This is a genomic window from Anaerolactibacter massiliensis (genome assembly GCF_900290205.1).
Classification (GTDB): domain Bacteria; phylum Bacillota_I; class Bacilli_A; order Erysipelotrichales; family Erysipelotrichaceae; genus Bulleidia; species Bulleidia intestinalis.
Genome location: NZ_OLMH01000002.1, coordinates 824,392 through 845,095 on the forward strand (window position 1 = coordinate 824,392; position 20,704 = coordinate 845,095).

Here is a 20,704-nt window from a genome sequence, read left to right on the forward strand (position 1 = left end):
GCTGATGACTGTACACCTGTTTACAAGAAGCTGCTGCACGCTGCTGGAAAGCACGCTGCGAGTTTCCGAAATTCCGGTACTGGCGAAGGCCGGGGGATATCAGTATGCGGCTCTGACGGACCATAATGTCCTGTTCGGATTTCCGGCTTTTTCGGCTGCCTGCGCGAAACAAGAGATCCGTCCGATCTATGGTCTTGAAGCAGATACGGACTATCATGGCATGACAGTTCCGTTTCTTCTGCTGGCGGAAGATCGGATCGGCATTCATCATCTGATGGAATGCTCCAGCCAGATCATGGAAACCGGAAAGCCCATTTCCATTGCAGATCTGAATCGCTATGCAGAACATAATATCCTGATCGCCTATGGCGAGGGCGGGGCTGCGGATTCTGAGCTCATAGCCGGAAACCGGGAAGGGACTCTGGAAATCCTGAAGCAGATGAAAGCAGAGCTGCCGGAGTTTGATGTGGCGATTTCCTATCAGGAATCTTCGCTCTGGAAGATCAAGAATGAACTGCTGCGGGAACTCTGCAGAAGTCTCTCGATCCGCACCGTTGCGATGAACAAGATTTTCTATGCCGAAGAATCCGATGCCCAGCTGTGCCGGATTCTGAAAGGAATCAAGGAGAACCGGACGATCCAGGATCGCTCGTTTCCGATGATTACCGGACGTTCCTATCTTTCCAGAGCACAGATGGAGGAACGGTATCCGCTAGAGGAACTGGAACGCACCGATGAACTTGCGTCCAGATGCCATGCCGATCTGGAACTGGAGAAGACGAGTCTTCCGCAGTTTCCGGTGCCGGAAGGTGTCACGAGCGGTCAGTATCTGACCCAGCTCTGTCTGGCAGGACTGAAGAAACGGCTGAACGGCGCAGAGAATAAGGTCTATTATGACCGGCTGCGCTATGAGCTCGATGTGATTCTGAAGATGCATTTCGAAGATTATTTTCTGATTGTCTGGGACTTTATCCGGGATGCCCGGAAAGAAGGCATCTTCGTCGGTCCGGGCAGAGGCAGTGCCTGCGGCTCTTTAGTTGCGTACAGCCTCGGCATCACGATGATTGATCCGATCCGCTGGAATCTGCTGTTTGAACGATTCCTGAATCCGGACCGGGTATCCATGCCGGATATCGACACGGATATCCAGGATAACCGGAGACAGGATGTCATTGATTATGTCCGGAAGAAATACGGGGATGACCATATTGCCAACATCGTGACGTTTGGAACCCTCGGGGCGAAGCAGGTGATCCGGGATGTCGGCAAAGTGCTTGCCATGAATCAGCGGGATATCGATCTCGTCAGCCGCCTGATTCCCAATCGTCCCGGCATCACGCTGAAGCAGGCGCTGACCGAAAATAACCGCCTGCGGGAAATCGTAAAGGCCGAAGAAAAATACCAGAACCTGTTTTGCATCGCTGCAAAGCTGGAGGGACTGCCTCGCCATACGAGCATCCATGCGGCTGGCATCATCATGTCTTCGCTGCCGCTGAATGAAGTGATTCCGACGATGAAAGTCGACAGCGATATGAAGACGAGCCAGTATGACAAGGACTATCTGGAAGCCCGCGGCCTGATCAAGATGGACTTTCTCGGAAACCGGAATCTCACGACGATTCAGCAGATCGTGAAGAAGGTCCGGGAAGAAGATCCGTCGTTCAGCCTGAATGAGATTCCGCTGGATGATGACCGGGCTTATCAGGTATTCCGCAATGCGGATACGCTCGGGGTTTTCCAGGTCGAATCGGAAGGTATGAAAGCATTGCTGAGAAAGATCCGGCCGATGCGCTTTGAAGACATCACCGCTTCGCTGGCACTGTTCCGTCCGGCTTCCAAGGACAGCATTCCGATGTATGTCGAGAACCGGAGGAATCCGGAGAATATCCATTATCCTGCTTTGGAACTCGAGCCGATTCTGAAAGAGACGTATGGCGTCATGATCTATCAGGAACAGGCGATGCTGACGGCTGAAGTCTATGCCGGCTTCTCTCTGGCAAGGGCAGACGTGCTGCGCAAGGCGATGTCCAAGAAGAAAGAATCCGAACTGGCTGCGCTGAAGCAGGAATTTATCCGCGGGGCAAAGAAGAAAGGACACACCGAGCAGGAAGCCGAATCGCTCTTTGCCTTGATTCAGAAGTTCGGCGGCTACGGCTTCAATAAATCGCATGCGGTCGCATATGCTCTGATTGCCTATCAGGAAGCCTGGCTCAAGGCAGAATATCCGCTGCATTTCTACTGCGCATTGTTTGATTCTGTGATCGGCGATTCGGACAAGACAGCCCGCTACGCGGATGAATGCAGAAGAAGAAATATTCAGGTCGAAGCACCGAATGTGATGTACAGCAATGAAACCTGCCGGGAGCTTCCGGGAAGACTGCTGTTTCCGCTTTCCATCATCAAGGGCATCGGCAGAAATACTGCCCGCCTGATCAGAGAAGAGCGGGAAAAGGGGCAGTTCGAGGACTTCTTCGACTTCATCGCAAGAATTTCTCTGCTCCGCATCGACCGCGGTTCCATGGAGACGATGATCGATGCCGGGGCACTTGACTGTTTCGGATTGAGCCGGACGACCATGCGCACTGCTCTGGATGATGCGCTGAATTATGCTGAACTCGTGCAGGTGCAGAAAAACGGACAGATGGTTCTGAACATGTCGCTAGTCTCGAAGCCTGTTCCGGTCCGCAGAAAAGATGTTCCGGAAGAGATCCGGGAACGGGAGATCAGCGCCCTGGGCTTTTCGCTTGGTCCGCATCCGATTGTCAATGTCCGGAAGCAGGCAGGAATCACACTGCCTTCGATCATCTCCGTCCGCGGCACGCCAGGCGAGTTTGATACCTTCGTGCAGGTAGCCGGAGTCCGCCCTTACCGGACCAGGCGCGGAGACATGATGGCATTCCTGAAGGTGAGCGATGAAACCGGAGAGATGGATATGGCAGTCATGCCGCGTCTGTATTCCAAGGTGCAGAATCAGCTCGTGAAGGGTGCGTACATTCTGATTCATGGTAAAATAGCACAAGATGATTCCTGCATTGCAGAACGCATCTCCTTTCTGCAGCAGAAATCTTCCGGAGGATCTCTGAACTATGGCAAAACTACTGATCGTTGATGATGAGAAGAATATCCGGGAAGTCATCCGGGAATATGCATTGCTGAATGGATACGAAGCAGACGAAGCCGAAGACGGGATGCAGGCAATCGACATGATCCGCGAAAAGGATTATGACTGCGTGATACTGGATATCATGATGCCGAAACTTGACGGATTCAGCGCCTGCAAGCAGATCAAGAAGATCCGGAATATTCCGGTCATCATGCTGAGTGCGAGACAGGAAGAATATGACAAGCTGTTCGGGTTTGAACTGGGCGTGGATGATTATGTCGTGAAACCCTTTTCGCCTAAGGAGCTTATGGCCAGGGTCAAAGTCGTGCTTGACCGCTCCCGCAAGAATGAGACAGAAGTGCTGCGGCTCGACAATGGCGGCCTCGTGATTGATGTGGGCGGAAGAAGCGTGACGGTCGATGGGCAGAAAGCGAACCTGACGCCGAAGGAGATTGATCTTCTGCTGTATATGGTGAGCCATAAGAACATGGCCATCAGCCGCAATCAGCTGCTGGAAGAAGTATGGAACTATGATTATTTCGGGGATGACCGGACAGTGGATACGCATATCAAGATGCTGCGCCACAACCTTGGTCCCTATCGCGATCATATTGTCACAGTGAGAGGTATGGGATACAAATTTGAAGCTTGACAGACATGGAATCACATTCAATATCTGGATGTCATTCGTCTTATTCGCAGTGATCGTCATGGTGCTGCTCGGCACGCTTCAGGTTCTTCTGATCAAGCCGTACTACCGAAACAACAAGGCGGCGACCGTCCGGGAGATCAGCACGCAGATCGCAGATTACATCGTGAATCAGAACGGCAGTTCTTCGGCCGTTTCCAGAGCATTCCAGGTCACGGTGGACAACAATGTGTGCGTAGCGATCTACAACGAAGAAGGAAGGATGATCTATGACGCTGACAGCCTGGGTTCAGGCTGTGTTTTTCATGCGTCCAGCTCGAGCAGCACGTCTGCCAGCATCAATTTCCGCGATGGCAATGCCCTGAAGAATCTGGTCAATGAGAATAACGGAGAAGTCTCGCTGAATCTCACGAACAACCGGACAAGCCAGGAAATGGTCGTCTACGGAAAGAAAATCAGCTCCAATCTTCTGAACCTGTATCTGTTCGTCAATTCTCCGCTGGAGCCGGTAGACTCCATCGTGAACTTCTTCAGCCAGCAGTATCTGCTGTATACGTTCTTCGTGATCATCGTCGCTTCGATCATCTCGATCTTCATCTCCAGCCGCCTGACCAAGCCGATCGTGAACATCCGCAAATCCGCCGACCGTCTGGCCAAAGCAGACTACAGCGTCAAGTTCAACGGCGGCCGCTTCACGGAGACGAAAGATCTTGCCGAAACCCTGAATGGCGCTACCGAGAAACTCTCGAAGATCGATGAGCTCCGCAAGGACCTGATTGCCAACGTTTCGCATGATATCAAGACGCCGCTCACCAGCATCCGTGCTTATGCCGAGATGGTCCGCGATGTATCCGGCGACAACCCGGCTAAGCGCACGGAGCATCTCGATGTCATCATCGAGGAAGCAGATTATCTGAACAAGCTGGTGGTCGATATGAGTGAGCTGTCGAAGATGCAGTCCGGCAACTATGTTCTGAAGCAGTCGAATTTCGATCTGTCCCAGGTGATTCTCAATGTCGTCAAGCTCAATCAGGTCATGATTGAAGAAGGCAAGCTGAATGTCGTCACCGATATTCCCGAGAGCCTGATCGTATACGGTGATGAGATCAAGATCACGCAGGTCATCCATAACTTCCTGTCCAATGCGATCAAGCATAGTTCGGAGGGAAAGACCATCACGATCAAGGCATGGCGTCTCTCGGATGAAGAAACTGCCAGAGTCGAAGTCATCGATGAAGGCGAAGGCATCTCGAAAGAAGAGCTTCCGTATATCTGGGACCGCTACCAGAAGAGCAGCCGTTCCTTCAGCCGCTCGATGACCAGCACTGGTCTCGGACTGGCAATTGTCAAGGCAATCCTCGATACGCATCATGCCCGCTATGGCGTGGTGTCAGAAGTCGGAAAAGGCTCGATGTTCTGGTTCGAACTGCCGCAGCCGCATGAGCCAGAAGACCTGGAGGAGCCAGCCCATGAAGCCTGACTACCTGCCAGGAACTCCCTATTTGCTGATTCAGCCTGAAGGCATGTATCACATGAACAGCGATACGGAACTGCTCGGCCGCTTTCTGAAGATCCGCCATAAAGACACGGTCCTCGATATCGGCACGCATACCGGCGCATTGCTGATGTATGCCGGCATGCATGAGCCATCAGCTCTTTATGGCATCGATCTTTTTCCGGAAGTCCTCGAAGCTGCTTCAGAGAATCTGAAGCATGCCGGCATGCATGCAGAGCTGAGCGCCGTGCGAGTTCAGGACTATCAGCATGATCCGTTTGATGTCGTGATTTCCAATCCGCCATATTTCCGGACCGCAGATCCGGATCTGAAGAATGAGGATCCGATCCGCTTTGCCGCCAGACACGAATCTTTTCTTCCGCTGGAAGATCTGTTTCTCCATGCATCAAGGCTGACCAGAGACCATGGCACATTCTTTCTCGTCCATCGCTCCGAGCGCCTGCCCGAACTGTTCCGGCTTGCGGAAGGAAATCATTTCCATCCTTCCAGGATGCGGATTGCCTATGATCATGCCGGCGGCAGGGCAAGAACGGTTCTGCTGGAATTCCGCAAGGGAACTGCTCCGCAGCTCTCCATTGAATCACCCGCCTGGCTGGATGACAGAACAAGCTTCTGAAAATAAAAAAATGCAGCTTTCGCTGCATCGTGTCATTCTCAGAAAACTCAGAGCGGGATGACATCCTTCGGATCAACATCTGGCATCACGCCGCCTGTGACCTTGTCGAATTCTTCCTTCGTGATATCCTTCTGATCCCAGCGCCCGAGGGTTTCATTCTCGACGTCGACCCATTTGCCGTCAATGAACTCCTGAACACGTACACCGTTGTCAATCAGCTGAATGTGCTTCTTGTCTGCGTCCCAGGCAAAATAGAACGGCTGTTCATCTTCTGCGAGGTTGATGCCATACTTGGATTTCATCATAGTTCTGCTCTCCTTCTTCTGTTCTTTCAGGCACTTCCCGGTACCTTTTACAATTCCTTACTTTACTCTCTGAAGTAACGGAGGGAAATATACAGATTCCGTGAAATGACAAGCATATCTGCGTGTTTTCAGGAATTACCCGGATCCTTGGTGTTTCTTGACAACTGCATGACCCGCTAATAAGATATTGATAAGATTTCAGAACGCCTACGCTCTGCGCGGAAGGGATTCTGATCTTCTGCGGTTGATTCAGCAGTATGATTCAGAGAAGGAGGAGATCATATGAAGCACATTGTGACATTAGATACCCGCGACATGAAGAACAGCGCTGAAAAGGGCGGATGCGGCGAATGCCAGACTTCCTGCCAGAGTGCCTGCAAGACAAGCTGCGGCATTGCTAACCAGAGCTGTGAAAACAAGCAGGCTTAATCAGGATATTCTGAAACAGAACCAGCAGGCGACCGGAACACTGAACAGCGTTCCGGTTCTTTGCTGATAGGGAGGGAAACATGATCCACCAGTATAAAATGAATGGCTACAACATCGTCCTGGATACCTACAGTGCAAGCGTCCATGTGACCGATGATGCAACCTATGATGCTATCGCCATGCTTGATCAGGGAAAGAACCAGGCAGACGCAGCGAAGATCATTCAGGAGAAATATCATCTCAGCGATGCAGATGCCGATGAAATCTTTTCCGATATTGACAGCCTGATCAAGGCGGGCAAGCTCTTCACGGAAGACTCGTTCAGCAGTCTCGCGCCGGCTCTCAAGAATCGCAGCGACGTGATCAAAGCCATGTGCCTGCTCGTTGCCCATACGTGCAATCTGAACTGTTCCTACTGCTTTGCTTCCCAGGGAAAATTCCATGGCAAATCCGGACTGATGGACTTCGAGACCGGAAAACGTGCACTCGACTTTCTCGTTGAACATTCCGGTACAAGAAGAAATCTGGAAGTGGACTTCTTCGGCGGCGAACCTCTCGTCAACTTCGATGTCTGCAGACAGCTGGTAGCTTATGCCCGCAGCATCGAGAAGGAAAAGAACAAGAACTTCCGCTTCACGCTGACAACCAACGGCGTCAATCTGAACGATGAAGTCATCGAATGGGCTAACAAGGAATGCTATAACGTCGTGCTTTCGCTTGATGGACGCAAGGAAGTCAATGACCGCTTCCGCGTCGATGCAAGCGGAAAGGGAAGCTATGACCGGATTGTCCCGAACTTCCAGAAATTCGTGAAAGCCCGCGGAGATCAGAATTACTATATGCGCGGCACGTTCACGCACTACAATACGGACTTCACGAAAGATATCTTCCATATGGCAGATGATCTCGGCTTCGATGAGCTTTCGATGGAACCGGTTGTCACCGATCCGTCAAGCCCCTCAGCTTTGACCGAAGAAGATCTCCCGGTCCTGTTTGATCAGTATGAGATCCTTGCCAAGGATATGATCCGCAGGGAGAAGGAAGGACACCCGATCGTGTTCTATCACTACATGATCAACCTCGAGCACGGACCATGCATCTACAAGCGCATCTCCGGATGCGGTTCCGGAACGGAATATGTCGCCGTCACTGCCTGGGGCGATCTTTATCCATGCCATCAGTTCGTCGGCGATGAAGCATACCGCCTCGGCGATATCTATCATGGCATCACGAATCAGGCTCTGCGCGAGGAATTCCGCCAGTGCAATGTCTATGCCCGTCCCGACTGTGCGAACTGCTGGGCGAAGCTGTACTGCTCCGGCGGCTGCGCTGCCAATGCCTATCATGCGACCGGCGACATTCATGGTACCTATGATTACGGATGCAGAATTTTCCGCAAGCGGATTGAGTGCGCGATCATGATCAAGGTTGCAGAAGCTATGGATCCGCAGATCAGATCAGCAAAGAAGAAAGCAGAAACCTCCTCATGCAGCGAAGACTGCGAAGAGAACTGCGAACCTTCCGCAAGATGCTGAAAGCATCATCCGATTTCAGAAGAAAACATGCCTTCATCGGCATGTTTTTATGAACCCCGGTTCCGATTCGCTGGACCTGATTTCATATCTTTCTTCGGCTTTTTCTTCAAGCATGCTTAGCTGATCTTCAGAAATGATTTCACCCGGCACGATCAGCGGAATTCCGGGCGGATAGAGAAAGAGATACTCCCCAGCTGTTCTGCCCTTGGATTCCTGCAGAGGAATGGTGTCATGTTCTGCTTCAATCGCATCATGAATGCTCATGCGTGCTTCCGGAAGGGTGATCGGCAGGGGATCGAACCGTCTCAGGTCTTCCATCTTTCGATCGGCTTCGTTCAGAGCCTCTGCAAGAATTCTGAGATCTTCCGGGTCATCAGTAGCGCTGGTCATGGCCAGCACATGATGACCTTCTGCCATTTCCAGGGTGAAGTGATAAGCATCATGGAGATATGTCAGAAATTCTGCGCCGCTAACCGGCGTCTGGATCAGAATCTTGCCGGGATCATAGGCAAAGATGCCAGGCTGATCTTGGATAGCAGGATGCTGGAGAATCCGGATGTGCTTCAGGGAAGACGTCAGGTCTTCAAAGAGATGAATATTCTGGAGCCAGGTTTTCGCATATTCCTTCTTCTCAGCAGCCCACATCGCAGTGCATCCGTCGAGACTCATCATCAGCGGATAAGAAGGAGAAGAAGTCTCGAAGATGCCGAGCTGCTTCTCGATCTCTTCTGCTTTTACGAGGGCTCCGTTCAGGTGCATCCAGGCGCTCTGCGTCGCACTGAAGAGCGTCTTATGCGGACTCTGCACGACGACATCTGCACCCGCCTTCACTGCTCCCTGCGGAAATCCCTTCAGGAACAGATGAGCTCCATGGGCTTCATCGACAAACAGGGGAATGCGATGGCTGTGCGCAATCTCTGCAATGGCATGGATATCGCTGAGCACGCCTTCATAAGTCGGACTGGTCAGAATGACCGCCTCCGATTCCGGATAAGTCTCCAGGGCCTTCTTCACGTCAGAAGGAGAAACCGAGCCATAGATCTCATACTCCGGAAGATAGGCAGGCATGATCCAGTGAACCTTCAGATTTCTTAACTGCATGGCATGATAGACCGATCGATGGCAGTTGCGGGCAGCGATCACTTCGCCGCCTTCTTTGGTCATCGCAAAGATCCCGGCCAGGTTGCCGCACGTGCTGCCGTTGACGAGATACCAGGTATGCTCTGAATCATACAGATCAGCAGTCCGGGACATGGCGTCTTTCAGAATTCCGGAAGCGTGGTGCAGATCATCCGTACCCGGAACTTCCGTGAAGTCCAGCGAAAAATCAATCGCATGCGTGGAAGAAACCTGCCGCTTATGGCCTGGCATATGGAAAGGGATCTGACCGCTTTCAGAATATTTCTGCAGCTGGAATTCCAGATATCCGCTGGGATAGTTCGTGATCTTCTTCATACAGGGAGTATTATAAAGGATAAACAGAGGCAGAAGATGGAATCCTGCAGAAGGGCGCATTCTATCCTGCTTTCATTGACTTTTTCATTGACCAGGAGAACTGAACCTGCTAATATACTGCTGTTATCAGTCCTCTTGCCGGAGGTCTGTAACCGCTCAGAACAGGGTCAAGCACGGAAACGTCCCCTCCATGGCGCGTCTTAAGATAATGACAGGAGGTGTATTGAATGTACGCAATTATCGAAACAGGCGGTAAGCAGGTAAAGGTAGAAAAGGATCAGGTCATCTATGTTGAGAAGCTCGATGCAGAGCCGGGATCCGAAGTTGTCTTCGACAAGGTCTGCCTCATCAGCGATGCAGCAACCAAGATCGGCACTCCGTATGTAGAGGGTGCAAAGGTTACGGCAAAGGTAGAAAAGCAGGGCAAGGAAAAGAAGATCCGCATCTTCAAGTACAAGGCCAAGAAGGGTTCTACCCGCGCTCGTCAGGGTCACCGTCAGCCGTATACCAAGCTGACCATCGAAGCAATCGAGGGCTGAGATGATCCGCATCCGCGCTTCTCTGCATGGATCTGAAATTCTATCTCTCTCAGTGACCGGACATTCCGGATCGGCTGAGAAAGGAGAAGATCTGGTGTGTGCAGCAGTCAGCGCAGTCTCTTTCGGGCTTCTGAATGCACTGGATCTCTTAGGCTCCGATGCAGATCTGAAGCTGGAAGACAATCTGATTGATATCCGCACGGTGACACCGGATCAGACGACAGAAACGATTCTGAAGACCGGTCTCATCCAGCTGCAGACAATCGAAGAAACAAATCAGAAGTACGTCAGAATTGAAAAAACGGAGGTGTAATTCCATGAAGTTCACACTTGATATTCAGTTCTTTGCATCGAAGAAAGGTGTTTCTTCCACAAAGAACGGCCGTGATTCTGCAGGCCGCAGACTCGGTGCAAAGGTTGCAGATGGACAGTACTGCTCTGCAGGTTCCATCATCTACCGCCAGAGAGGCACGAAGATCTACCCGGGCAAGAACGTAGGCAGAGGCGGCGACGATACGCTGTTCGCTACGGCTTCCGGTGTCGTAAAGTACGAGCGTCTCGGCAAAGACAAGAAGCAGGTCTCGGTTTATCCGCAGGCATGAGCTTGGCGTCTGAAGCAATCATGGAAGAGAGCAGCGATGCTCTCTTTTTTGCGGGGAAAGAGGAACCGCAGGGAATTTGAAAGAAAACCTGTATAATACGGGATAGAGGAGGCCTGACAGAATGATTGACCTGATCAGAATCCGCGTGAAGGCAGGCGACGGCGGCAAGGGCTGCGTTGCCTGGAGACATGAGAAATTCTATGCCAACGGCGGCCCGTTCGGCGGCGACGGCGGCAAAGGCGGAAACGTCTATATTGAAGTAGATACCAATGAGACTACCCTGACAAAACTGCGTTATACGAAATCGGTGAAAGCAGGAAATGGTGCCCCTGGTCTCATCAAGAAGATGCATGGTGCAGATGGCGATGATGTGATCATCAAAGTACCGCTTGGCACGATGGTGCGCAATGCGAAGAATGGCGATCTGATGGCCGATCTCGTGAAGCCTCATCAGATCGTGCTCATTGCCAAAGGCGGAAAAGGCGGTCTTGGCAATGCACATTTCGCAACGGCCAGAAATGATGCACCGGAATATGCCCAGCCTGGCGAAACCGGCCAGAGCTTCGAGCTTCAGCTGGAACTGAGACTTCTGGCAGATGCGGGCCTGATCGGATTTCCTTCGGTCGGAAAGTCCACGTTCTTATCTGTTGTGACAGCAGCCCGTCCGCAGATTGCCGCATACCCTTTCACAACGCTGGAGCCGAATATCGGAGTCGTGAATCTGAAAGACGGCAGATCTTTCGTCCTGGCAGATATGCCGGGTCTGATTGAAGGTGCTGCCGAAGGGAAGGGACTCGGCGACGAGTTCCTGAGGCATATCCGCCGCTGCCGGGTGCTGATTCATGTGCTTGACATGAGCGGCGAGGAGCGTGATCCGCTGGAGGATTACGTGATCATTAACCAGGAACTTGCGTCCTATGATGGGGAGCTTGCAAAGAGGCCGCAGATCATCGTTGCCAACAAGATGGATGCTGAAGGGGCTTCTGAGAACCTGAAGAAGTTCAAGGCAGCTCATCCGGATCTGAAGATCTATGAGACGAGCACGATGAAGCATGAAGGTCTGGATGCGGTGCTCTATGCAGCGATGGATGCGATCTCTGAAGCAAGAAAAGAGGAAGCGGAGAACACGCCGAAAGAAGAAGTCGTCGTATATCGCTATACGCCGAAACGTCCGGACTTCGAGATCATCAATCTCGGCAACCGGAAGTGGAAAGTGCAGAGCGACAAAGTCGACCGGCTGGCTGAGACGGTGGATTTCAACAAAGAAGAAGATACCTATGCCTTTGCTGCGACGCTGCAGAAGATGGGCATTGATAAAGCGCTCAGAGATGCTGGTGCCGAGAATGGCGACCAGGTCATCGTCGGCAGCTATATCATGGACTTCAGAGATTAGGAGAACGCATGATCGCATTCATTGACGGAATCATCGACAGCTACAATGCCGACAGCATCGTATTGAATCATGACGGCATGGGCTGGCAGATCTTTTATCCTCATATCGATCAGATTCATCTGAATGAGGAGGTGAAAGTCTATACCTATCTGCATTACACCGAACAGGAACTGAGCCTGTTCGGCTTTTCCAGCCGCGAGGAGAAAGAACTGTTCCTGCGCCTGATCAAGGTCAAGGGACTCGGACCCCGCACGGCTATGAACATGCTGGCAAAGAAGGACTATGCTTCGATCATCAAGGCGATTGAAACCGGCAATGTCGCAGAGCTGAAGAAGCTGCCCGGCATCGGCGCCAAGACGGCCAGCCAGATCGTGCTCGATCTCAAGGGCAAGCTTGTGCCTGCGGAAACGAAGAAATCTCCGGATAGGGGAGCAGCGATGCCGCTGCCGATTCAGGAAGCCTGCGAAGGACTTGCGAACTTCGGCTTCCGTCCGAATGAGATCAGCGCCGCCGCGGATTATATGTCCAAGGAACCGGGAAAGACGACGGAGGAATATCTCCGCATCGGCCTGCAGTTCCTGCGGAAGAATCGCTGAGGAGGTCACGCATGTCTGAAGAAACCGAACGCCTGATGTCTGCGGAAGCAGAAGCAGGCGAGGAAGAAGAAAGCATCCGCCCGAAAACCCTGGACGAATATATCGGCCAGGATGATCTGAAGAAGAATCTCAAGGTATTCATCCAGGCGGCCCTGCAGCGCAATGAGTCGCTGGACCATGTGCTGCTGTATGGTCCGCCGGGACTTGGCAAGACGACGCTTGCGTATATTCTCGCTAATGAGATGCATACCCATGTTGTCACGGCCAGCGGCCCGAGCATTGTCAAAGGCGGGGATCTTGCCTCGATCCTGTCGGTGCTGGAACCTGGCGATGTGCTGTTCATCGATGAGATTCATCGTCTGCCCAAGCCCGTCGAGGAAATCCTGTATCCGGCCATGGAAGACTTCTGCATCGATGTCATGGTCGGCGGAGGCGAAGGTGCCTCGAGAAGCGTGCGGCTGGATCTGCCGCCGTTCACGCTCGTCGGGGCCACGACAAGAGCCGGCGATCTGAGCGCACCGCTCCGGGACCGCTTCGGCATCGTGTCAAAGCTTGACTATTACACGAACGAGCAGCTCGGCCAGATCATCCGCCGCTCAGCGAGAGTCTTCAATGTCGACATTGAAGACGCCGCCGTTTCGGAAATTGCCCGCCGTTCCAGAGGAACGCCCCGCATTGCCAATCGTCTGCTGAGACGGATCCGCGACTTTGCGCAGGTGCTGAACAATGGCGTCATCTCCGAACAGATCGCCCAGGAGTCTCTTGATCGGCTCCATATCGACACGCTCGGTCTCGATGAAGTGGATATCCGCTATCTCCGCGGCATCATCGAACGTTTCCATGGCGGTCCGGTCGGACTGGAAGCACTGGCCAATTCCATCAGCGAAGAGACCACGACGCTTGAAGATGTCTATGAACCGTATCTGATTCAGATCGGCTTCATCAACCGCACGTCAAGAGGCCGTCAGGCAACCGAAAAAGCCTATCAGCACCTCGGCATCAGAATGTCAGGCCAGCAGGAAACCTTATTCTAGACCGGCACAGCCATACGGTCCTTCAGGGATGCATTCAGCATCCCTTTATAGTCTCTGCTTTTCAGCCAGTTCTTCGCATCTTCTTTTGAGAACATCAGCGGCATGCGGTCATGAATCTCTTTCTGGTATCCGGCAGCCGCTTCGGTCAGGATCACGAACCGCCAGCCGTCTGCTTCTATGCGGCAGAAGGCGCCGAGATATGCCATGCCTTCTCTGCTGGTGATGTAATACTTCTGCCGGGGGTTCTTCGTCCATTCATAGTATCCGGAAGCCGGAATGATGCACCGGGAAGAACCGGCAAAGAACATGGAAGAATCTGCGGTTTCCGATCTGCCGTTGATGATGAGCTTTCCTTTTCCCGGATAGCCCCAGGTCATCGTGCATACCCGGAATTTCATCTGTGATGGATCATATATTTCCGAGAGCACCATCTGGCCGGGGAACACTTCGGAAAGCGAAAGCTTCCGGAACTTTGGCTCCGGCATCTGCTGCTTCACGGTGTCGATCATCCTGCGCACTTCTTCATTGCGCTGATCATAGAACTGATATCTTCCGCACATATGTTCAGTTTACAGCAGACCTGAAACAGAAGTGCATCCGGAACCCGGGATTGAAGGGAAAAATACGTTAGGATAAAATGAGCACATGCAGAAAAAGAATCCCCGCAGCCAGCTTGGCCGCATGAAGCGCAGATATTTTGCGGCTGTGCTGTTCTTATATCTCGGATTATTTGCGATCGGGTATCTCCTGGTCGATATCGTGTTCATGATTCTGGAAGTCTCCCCTTATGCATATCTGGCTGCAGTGATCGTGCTGCTGCTGGCAGATGAGAAACTTACCTCTCACATCATCAATCAGGACATGAAAGAACGCTGGTTCCGCGAAGACTTTCTCGTGCCGGACAATGGTGCAGAAGACATAGAGCCAAGAAAGCCAGGCACTCCCCGGGAAGAACCTGAAACTCGCATGCTGAGAGAGATGGAGAAGAAGAACGGCATTGATGATACTGCCCTGATGCCGGCAGTTTCTGAGCAGGAGAAAACTGCAGCTGAAGAAAAGAAGAAACGGCAGAAACCGAAGAAGCGGAAGAAGACACCGGAGAAAAAACCAGCCGAACAGAAACCTGCTGAGGTTCAGGAGTCCATTGATCTTTCTCAAGTGATCTTGATCACGCCGGAAGAATTCGCAGCAGAGGAAGAGGCAAAGCAGAAAGCCGCCGAGCAGAAGGCACTGGCAGAACGGCTGGCCGTGCTGAAAGCAGAAAACGAAGCGCTGGAACAAGAAGAAACGATACCTTCTGAAAAACAAATTGAAAAGCGCAGGAGGCACAGGTATAATACAGGCAGCAAAGAGCGGAACAAGTAGGTTCTTCCGCCGCATGGAAAGCGAGCTTCCGGGGGATGAGAAGGAAGTGCATGCAGGAAGAGGCGAAGTCATCCGGGAGCTGTTTCTCTGAAATGCGTCAGTAAGAGAAACCGGGATATGCACGTTACGCAGTTCGAGAAGCAAGCAAGGTGGTACCACGCAGACGTCAGCGTCCTTCAGTTGAGGGACGCTTTATTTATGTTCGGAGGATTTAACTATAAGGAAGTCAAGTAGAAATTGACAGAAAGTGAGATTTAAGACGAAATCCAGCAGAATCTCACAAGTGATCTTTGAAATCGTGAATAAAGTACAGTTAAAACAACTACATTTGTAGCTTTGACTATGATGTGGATTATGTTTATCAGAATGAATCAATGGTTAGTGTACTAAGGCAGAATCGTAGACTGTATCGGTGGAGAGAAGCTTGTATATCACTCTCAGGAGCTTGCGGACGCAGTGTCCTTGAGCACAACGGTAAGTCTTTCCCTGATCTCGTTTCTTAGTATAATAATCATTGAAGACCTGGCAGTATTTACAGACTGTGAAGACAGCTTGATACAGGGCCTTGCGCAGATACCTGGATCCATGTTTGGAAATAGGCATGTGTGCAGCGTCATATTTGCCTGACTGGTGCACAAGAGGCTCCATACCGGCATAGGATATCAACTTCGCTGCTTCAGGAAAGTCGTTGATATCGCCGATCTCCGCAAGAATAGTCATTCCTGTTATGTAAGAGATGCCGGGAATGGAAGTTATAGGAGAGTTTAGCTGGTGACTGAATTCTTCTATTTTCTTATCCAGAGTGTCAATCTGTTCAGCTCTAGTATTGATCAGAGCAATCATAGACTGAACTTCAAGCGCAACGGCTGTGTTGTCATCACCCACTGAATTACGTGCAGCTTCTTTGATCTCTTCGGCAGTCACCTTAGAGCGTCTGCCGCGTCCGTTTACCTCAAGGGCTTTACGAAGGTTTCTGATATCTTCAGAAGCGATAGAAGCAGCACTTGGATATTCGGACAGGAACTGCATATAGGACTGAGAATATCTTGTCCAGGAGAGAGTATTTACTTCTGGGAAGACAATATCGAGAGCACGTTGAAGGCGGTTCATATCCTGATTCTGCTGCTCCTTCAGCTGGTGATAAAGACGAGTCAGCTCACGCAGCTTATCTGTTTGCATGGTCACAGCGGAGACAGAACGCCAGAACTTCTTCTCGCTGAGCATTTCAGCTATAAGCAGAGCATCCTTACGGTCATTCTTGGCCGACATACCAAGCTCTTTGCGACGCAGAGCAGTGGATCTTGGATTGATATATTTGACGGTGAACTTCTTCTCCAGAAGAAATTTCGTCAGATTGATCATATAGTGCCCGGTATCTTCCATGCCTACAGCATGTTTACGATGAAGAAACTGCTTTGTTTTGGAATAAAACAGATCAAGCCCTTTCTGATCATTCGTGAAAAAGAAAGACTTGATAAGAACTTCGCCGGTTTTGTCATCCATCACTGCAGCACAGTGCTTGAACTTACCGACATCAATGCCAATGCAAATCATAGTAATAACTCCTTTTAAAGATTGAATGTGACGAATACCTGTGCCACCGCCTCAAAAAGTATCAGAGAGTATGGTTCAAAATGTGAACTCACTTCAAGAAAAGAGAAGGGCTCATCTAACTAATCACAGTTACCTATACAACGAAGCGGCCAGATAATCCTCCACGTAGTCAAAGCTACAACAATGAAAAGTACAGGTACGCATTCACGATCTCAATTCTACACGGTTACCGGACCGATACTAAACCCGGTAGAGAAAGGAGACGCATACAAGTTATGCTTGGCTGGATGAGCCTAATTTGTATATACCATTTAGTATGAAAGAGAATCTCGCACCGAAGTACGACCACAAGGCAGTGGAGGAAGGAAGGTATGATCACTGGGTGAAGGAAGGATACTTCACCGCCGGTGACAAGTCGAAAGACCCGTTCACGATCGTGATCCCGCCTCCCAATGTGACCGGCATCCTGCATATCGGCCATGCCTGGGACAACACGCTCCAGGACATCATTGCCCGCTACAAGCGCATGCAGGGCTATGACATGCTGTATCTGCCGGGCATGGATCATGCCGGCATCGCAACCCAGGCAAAAGTAGATGAACGCCTGAAGTCCGAAGGCGTTTCCCGCTACGACATCGGCCGGGAGAAGTTCCTGGAAAGAGCTTGGGAATGGAAAGAAGAATATGCGTCCACCATCCGCAAGCAGTGGGCCAAGCTCGGCAACAGCCTGGACTACAGCCGTGAGCGTTTCACGATGGATGAAGGTTTCAACAAAGCAGTCCGCCATGTGTTCGTGACCCTGTACAACGAAGGTCTGATCTACCGCGGCTGGCGGATCATCAACTGGGATCCGGAAGCCCGCACTGCCCTCAGCAACATCGAGGTCTACTATCAGGATGATCCCGGCAAGATGTACTACATGCGCTACAAGGTCGTTGAGACCGGCGAGGAATTCCATGTTGCGACCACCCGTCCGGAGACGATGTTCGGCGATGTGTGCGTCGTCGTGAACCCGAACGACAAGCGCTACCAGCACCTGATCGGAAAGCATACGATCAACCCGGCAAACGGACAGGAACTGCCGATCATCGGCGATGATTATATCGACATGGACTTCGGCACCGCCATCATGAAGTGCACGCCTGCCCATGATCCGAATGACTTCGCAATTGCGGAACGCCACAATCTTCCGAAGCCTATCTGCATGAATCCGGACGGCACGATGAATGAACTCTGCGGCGAATTCAAGGGCATGGACCGCTATGCGGCAAGAACTGCCGTCATCGAGAAGATCAGAAGCGAAGGAAACCTGATCAAGATCGAAGACATCATGCATAATGTCGGCCATTCCGAGCGCACGCATTGCGTTGTCGAGCCGTATCTGTCTCAGCAGTGGTTCGTGAAGATGAAGCCGCTCGCCGATGACGTGCTGAAGAATCAGCAGGATCCGGACCAGAAGATCAGCTTCTATCCGGAACGCTTCGAGAAGGTCTTTACGCAATGGCTCGAGAACATCGAAGATTGGTGCATCTCCCGTCAGCTCTGGTGGGGCCACCGCATCCCTGCATGGTATAACAAGCAGACTGGCGAAACGTATGTCGGCGAAGAAGATCCGAAGGATCCGGAGAACTGGACCCAGGATGAAGATGTGCTCGATACCTGGTTCTCGAGTGCACTCTGGCCATTCGCTACCCTGGGATGGCCGGAAGATACGCCGGACTATGAACGCTATTATCCGACCAGCACGATGGTCACCGGCTATGACATCATCTTCTTCTGGGTTGCCCGCATGGCCTTCCAGGCCCGCCACTTCACGAAGCAGCGTCCGTTCAAGGACGTTCTGATCCATGGTCTGATCCGCGACAGCCAGGGCAGAAAGATGTCAAAGTCGCTCGGCAACGGAATTGATCCGATGAAAGTCATCGATCAGTACGGGGTCGATTCGCTGCGCTTCTTCCTGACCACCAACAGCACGCCTGGCCAGGATATGCGCTATATCCCGGAGAAAGTCGAAGCTGCCTGGAACTTCATCAACAAGATCTGGAACGCTTCCCGCTTCGTGCTGATGAATCTGCCGGAAGGCATGACGATGGAAGACATCGATCTCAGCAATCTCAGTGCTTCTGATGCATGGATCCTGAACAAGCTGAATCTGGTGCTGTTGCATGTCACCGAGAACATGGAGAAGTATGAATTCGCCCTGGTCGGAAATGAGCTGTACAGCTTTGTCTGGGACGACTTCTGCAGCTGGTACATCGAGATGTCCAAAGCATCGCTGTCCAGCGAGGATGAGCATGTCCGCAAGGCAGCTCAGAGCACGCTGCTCGTGACGCTGAATGCGATTGTCCGTCTGCTGCATCCATTTATGCCATTTGTGACCGAAGAGATCTATCTGAAGATGCCGCATGAGAAAGAAAGCATCTGCCTGGAATCCTGGCCGAAGCCGATCCGCGATCTTCCGGAGAGCAATCTTGCATCGATGGACCGCATCATCTCGATTATCGCGAAGATACGTGAGATCAAGGCTGCCAGCGATCTCAAGCCGTCGGCACATCTCGATGTCATGATCCGCGATCTCGATGGCAATGTGATTCCGGTCGATGCCAACCAGGCAGCGATGATGGAACGCATGGCAAAGACGACCTGGGTGGAATCCCTGAGCGGCGATCTGTCCGTGCAGACGGTTCCGAATGGTTCCTTCTATATTCCGAGTTCCGAACTCCTGGATCCGGAAAAGGAGAAGGCAAAGCTCAATGCCGAAGTGAAGCGCCTGGAAGGGGAGCTGAAGCGTTCTGCCGGAATCCTGTCGAATGCAGGATTCCTTGCCAAAGCTCCGAAAGAGAAAGTGGAACTCGAGCAGAAGAAGCAGGCCGACTACGAAAAGCAGCTTGCGCTTGTCAAGGAACGTCTCGCTGCGCTGAATTCCTGAAAGCTGTGTTATACTGACGAAAGAAATCCAGTTTCTATCATCGGAGGTTTGCAAGAACATGAGCAGAAATGAGAAGAAGAACGATCATCCGGTCCTGAAGACCATCGGCGCAGCTGCGGCGGTCGGGACGGCAGCCTATGCCGGAACCGCCTACTACATCTTCCGGGAAGCATTCGACCTGGGCCATTCCCGCTACAAGCTGCCTGGCAATTCCATCAGTCCGGACCAGACGGAGCAGGGAGAGAACACGAAGTTCCTGGAGTCCGCAAAACGCAGTGATGACACAATTCAGAGCTATGACGGCGTGACGCTCCATGCGATGCGTCTGACCACGCATCCGGAAAGTCACAAGTGGATGATCTTCGCACACGGCTATCATTCCTGTGCTAAGGATATGCTTTCCTATGCAGAGAAAGCATCCGGGAAGGGATACAACCTGATGATGCCGGACAGCAGAGGCTGCGGTCTTTCTGGAGGAACCTATACAGGGCTCGGCTGGCCGGAGCATTATGATCTGATCAGCTGGATCGGCTATCTCACCAGCTTCGATCCGGAAGCACAGATCGTGCTGTTCGGAGTTTCCATGGGGGCTTCTTCCGTCATGAACGCGGCTGGCGATTATCTGCCGGACAACGTGAAGTGTGCGATTGAAGACAGCGGCTATTCCGATCTCAAGGAAGAACTCATTTATGCGACTGATCAGGGCATGAAGATCCCATCCAGACCGTTCATGCCGTGCGTTGATTTCTATGTGAAGCAGTTCCTGCATTTCTCGTTCTATGATATCGACACGAAGCGTCAGCTCAGAGCGGCACATGTGCCGATGCTGTTCCTGCATGGCGAGATGGATCAGGCGGTTCCGCCGCAGATGGTTCATGAATGCTACAGCGCCTGCGGATCGGAGAAAGAGATTCATACGTTCCCGTGCGGACATGCCGAAGCATTCCGTCAGCCGGAGTACTGGGAAACTGTCTGGAATTTCGTCGATCGTTTCATTCCTGAATAATCGTGAGGGCAGAAATGCCCTCTTTCTTATGCCGGCAGAGCGGCAATTCATGCATGCATGGTTACCAGAACACGGAAT

General features: G+C 51.8%; 19 protein-coding genes. 15 read left to right on the plus strand and 4 right to left on the minus strand.

Annotated features, from left to right (window positions below; all coding sequences use genetic code 11):
* Window positions 1-4 precede the first annotated feature (4 nt).
* Genes C7E00_RS07470 through C7E00_RS07485 form a run of 4 tightly spaced genes read left to right on the plus strand, consistent with a single transcriptional unit; the run spans window position 5 to window position 5,884 of the window.
* Complete coding sequence (locus C7E00_RS07470; RefSeq protein ID WP_105304897.1) at window positions 5-3,109, plus strand: DNA polymerase III subunit alpha; 3,105 nt, start codon at window positions 5-7, stop codon at window positions 3,107-3,109.
* Window positions 3,087-3,755 (plus strand): response regulator transcription factor, encoded by a 669-nt coding sequence (locus C7E00_RS07475; protein ID WP_105303699.1) that lies wholly within the window; start codon window positions 3,087-3,089, stop codon window positions 3,753-3,755. The genes C7E00_RS07470 and C7E00_RS07475 overlap by 23 nt, the downstream gene beginning before the upstream one ends.
* Entirely contained in the window at window positions 3,745-5,232 is a 1,488-nt protein-coding gene (locus tag C7E00_RS07480; RefSeq protein ID WP_105303700.1) for a sensor histidine kinase, read from the plus strand. The genes C7E00_RS07475 and C7E00_RS07480 overlap by 11 nt, the downstream gene beginning before the upstream one ends.
* Window positions 5,222-5,884, plus strand: coding sequence for a tRNA1(Val) (adenine(37)-N6)-methyltransferase (locus tag C7E00_RS07485; RefSeq protein ID WP_167836517.1), 663 nt, complete (start codon window positions 5,222-5,224; stop codon window positions 5,882-5,884). The genes C7E00_RS07480 and C7E00_RS07485 overlap by 11 nt, the downstream gene beginning before the upstream one ends.
* A gap of 47 nt (window positions 5,885-5,931) precedes the next feature.
* On the opposite strand, the gene C7E00_RS07490 is transcribed toward C7E00_RS07485, so the two are convergent.
* Window positions 5,932-6,189: a hypothetical protein gene (locus C7E00_RS07490; protein WP_105303702.1), complete on the minus strand. Its 258-nt coding sequence runs from the start codon at window positions 6,187-6,189 to the stop codon at window positions 5,932-5,934.
* A gap of 282 nt (window positions 6,190-6,471) precedes the next feature.
* Here C7E00_RS07490 and scfA point away from each other — a divergent pair, with 282 nt between their 5' ends.
* On the plus strand, window positions 6,472-6,618 hold the full coding sequence (scfA, locus tag C7E00_RS07495) for a six-cysteine ranthipeptide SCIFF (protein ID WP_105303703.1): 147 nt from the start codon (window positions 6,472-6,474) through the stop codon (window positions 6,616-6,618).
* Between the two features lie 80 nt (window positions 6,619-6,698).
* A complete protein-coding gene (scfB, locus tag C7E00_RS07500) occupies window positions 6,699-8,153 on the plus strand; it encodes a thioether cross-link-forming SCIFF peptide maturase (protein ID WP_105303704.1) in 1,455 nt (484 codons plus the stop codon).
* A 33-nt stretch (window positions 8,154-8,186) separates the two neighbouring features.
* Here the strand turns inward: scfB and C7E00_RS07505 are convergent, their stop codons facing one another.
* On the minus strand, window positions 8,187-9,608 hold the full coding sequence (locus tag C7E00_RS07505) for an aminotransferase class I/II-fold pyridoxal phosphate-dependent enzyme (protein ID WP_167836518.1): 1,422 nt from the start codon (window positions 9,606-9,608) through the stop codon (window positions 8,187-8,189).
* A gap of 227 nt (window positions 9,609-9,835) precedes the next feature.
* Between C7E00_RS07505 and rplU the strand changes: the two genes are divergently transcribed.
* The 6 genes from rplU to ruvB all read left to right on the plus strand — a co-directional run bounded on the left by rplU (window position 9,836) and on the right by ruvB (window position 13,772).
* On the plus strand, window positions 9,836-10,147 hold the full coding sequence (rplU, locus tag C7E00_RS07510; RefSeq protein ID WP_105303706.1) for a 50S ribosomal protein L21: 312 nt from the start codon (window positions 9,836-9,838) through the stop codon (window positions 10,145-10,147).
* A gap of 1 nt (window position 10,148) precedes the next feature.
* Window positions 10,149-10,460 carry a ribosomal-processing cysteine protease Prp gene (locus C7E00_RS07515; protein ID WP_105303707.1) on the plus strand — a complete coding sequence of 104 codons (312 nt, stop codon included), beginning with the start codon at window positions 10,149-10,151 and terminating at the stop codon, window positions 10,458-10,460.
* Between the two features lie 4 nt (window positions 10,461-10,464).
* The gene (rpmA, locus tag C7E00_RS07520; protein WP_105303708.1) at window positions 10,465-10,749 is read left to right on the plus strand and encodes a 50S ribosomal protein L27; all 285 of its coding nucleotides are present in this window, start codon (window positions 10,465-10,467) and stop codon (window positions 10,747-10,749) included.
* 121 nt (window positions 10,750-10,870) lie between these two features.
* Entirely contained in the window at window positions 10,871-12,142 is a 1,272-nt protein-coding gene (gene obgE / locus C7E00_RS07525; RefSeq protein ID WP_105303709.1) for a GTPase ObgE, read from the plus strand.
* An 8-nt stretch (window positions 12,143-12,150) separates the two neighbouring features.
* Window positions 12,151-12,738 carry a Holliday junction branch migration protein RuvA gene (gene ruvA, locus C7E00_RS07530; RefSeq protein WP_105303710.1) on the plus strand — a complete coding sequence of 196 codons (588 nt, stop codon included), beginning with the start codon at window positions 12,151-12,153 and terminating at the stop codon, window positions 12,736-12,738.
* Window positions 12,739-12,749: 11 nt separating this feature from the next.
* Window positions 12,750-13,772, plus strand: coding sequence for a Holliday junction branch migration DNA helicase RuvB (gene ruvB / locus C7E00_RS07535; protein ID WP_105303711.1), 1,023 nt, complete (start codon window positions 12,750-12,752; stop codon window positions 13,770-13,772).
* Here the strand turns inward: ruvB and C7E00_RS07540 are convergent.
* Entirely contained in the window at window positions 13,769-14,332 is a 564-nt protein-coding gene (locus C7E00_RS07540) for an SOS response-associated peptidase family protein (protein WP_105303712.1), read from the minus strand. The two genes, ruvB and C7E00_RS07540, sit on opposite strands and share 4 nt — an antisense overlap.
* An 85-nt stretch (window positions 14,333-14,417) precedes the next feature.
* On the opposite strand from C7E00_RS07540, the gene C7E00_RS07545 reads away from it, so the two are divergent.
* Complete coding sequence (locus tag C7E00_RS07545) at window positions 14,418-15,137, plus strand: hypothetical protein (protein WP_105303713.1); 720 nt, start codon at window positions 14,418-14,420, stop codon at window positions 15,135-15,137.
* A 378-nt stretch (window positions 15,138-15,515) separates the two neighbouring features.
* On the opposite strand, the gene C7E00_RS07550 is transcribed toward C7E00_RS07545, so the two are convergent.
* Window positions 15,516-16,691 carry an IS110 family RNA-guided transposase gene (locus tag C7E00_RS07550; RefSeq protein WP_105303714.1) on the minus strand — a complete coding sequence of 392 codons (1,176 nt, stop codon included), beginning with the start codon at window positions 16,689-16,691 and terminating at the stop codon, window positions 15,516-15,518.
* A 316-nt stretch (window positions 16,692-17,007) separates the two neighbouring features.
* Between C7E00_RS07550 and C7E00_RS07555 the strand changes: the two genes are divergently transcribed.
* Window positions 17,008-19,620, plus strand: coding sequence for a valine--tRNA ligase (locus C7E00_RS07555; protein ID WP_105303715.1), 2,613 nt, complete (start codon window positions 17,008-17,010; stop codon window positions 19,618-19,620).
* Window positions 19,621-19,678: 58 nt separating this feature from the next.
* Window positions 19,679-20,626 carry an alpha/beta hydrolase gene (locus tag C7E00_RS07560; RefSeq protein ID WP_105303716.1) on the plus strand — a complete coding sequence of 316 codons (948 nt, stop codon included), beginning with the start codon at window positions 19,679-19,681 and terminating at the stop codon, window positions 20,624-20,626.
* Window positions 20,627-20,704 lie beyond the last annotated feature (78 nt).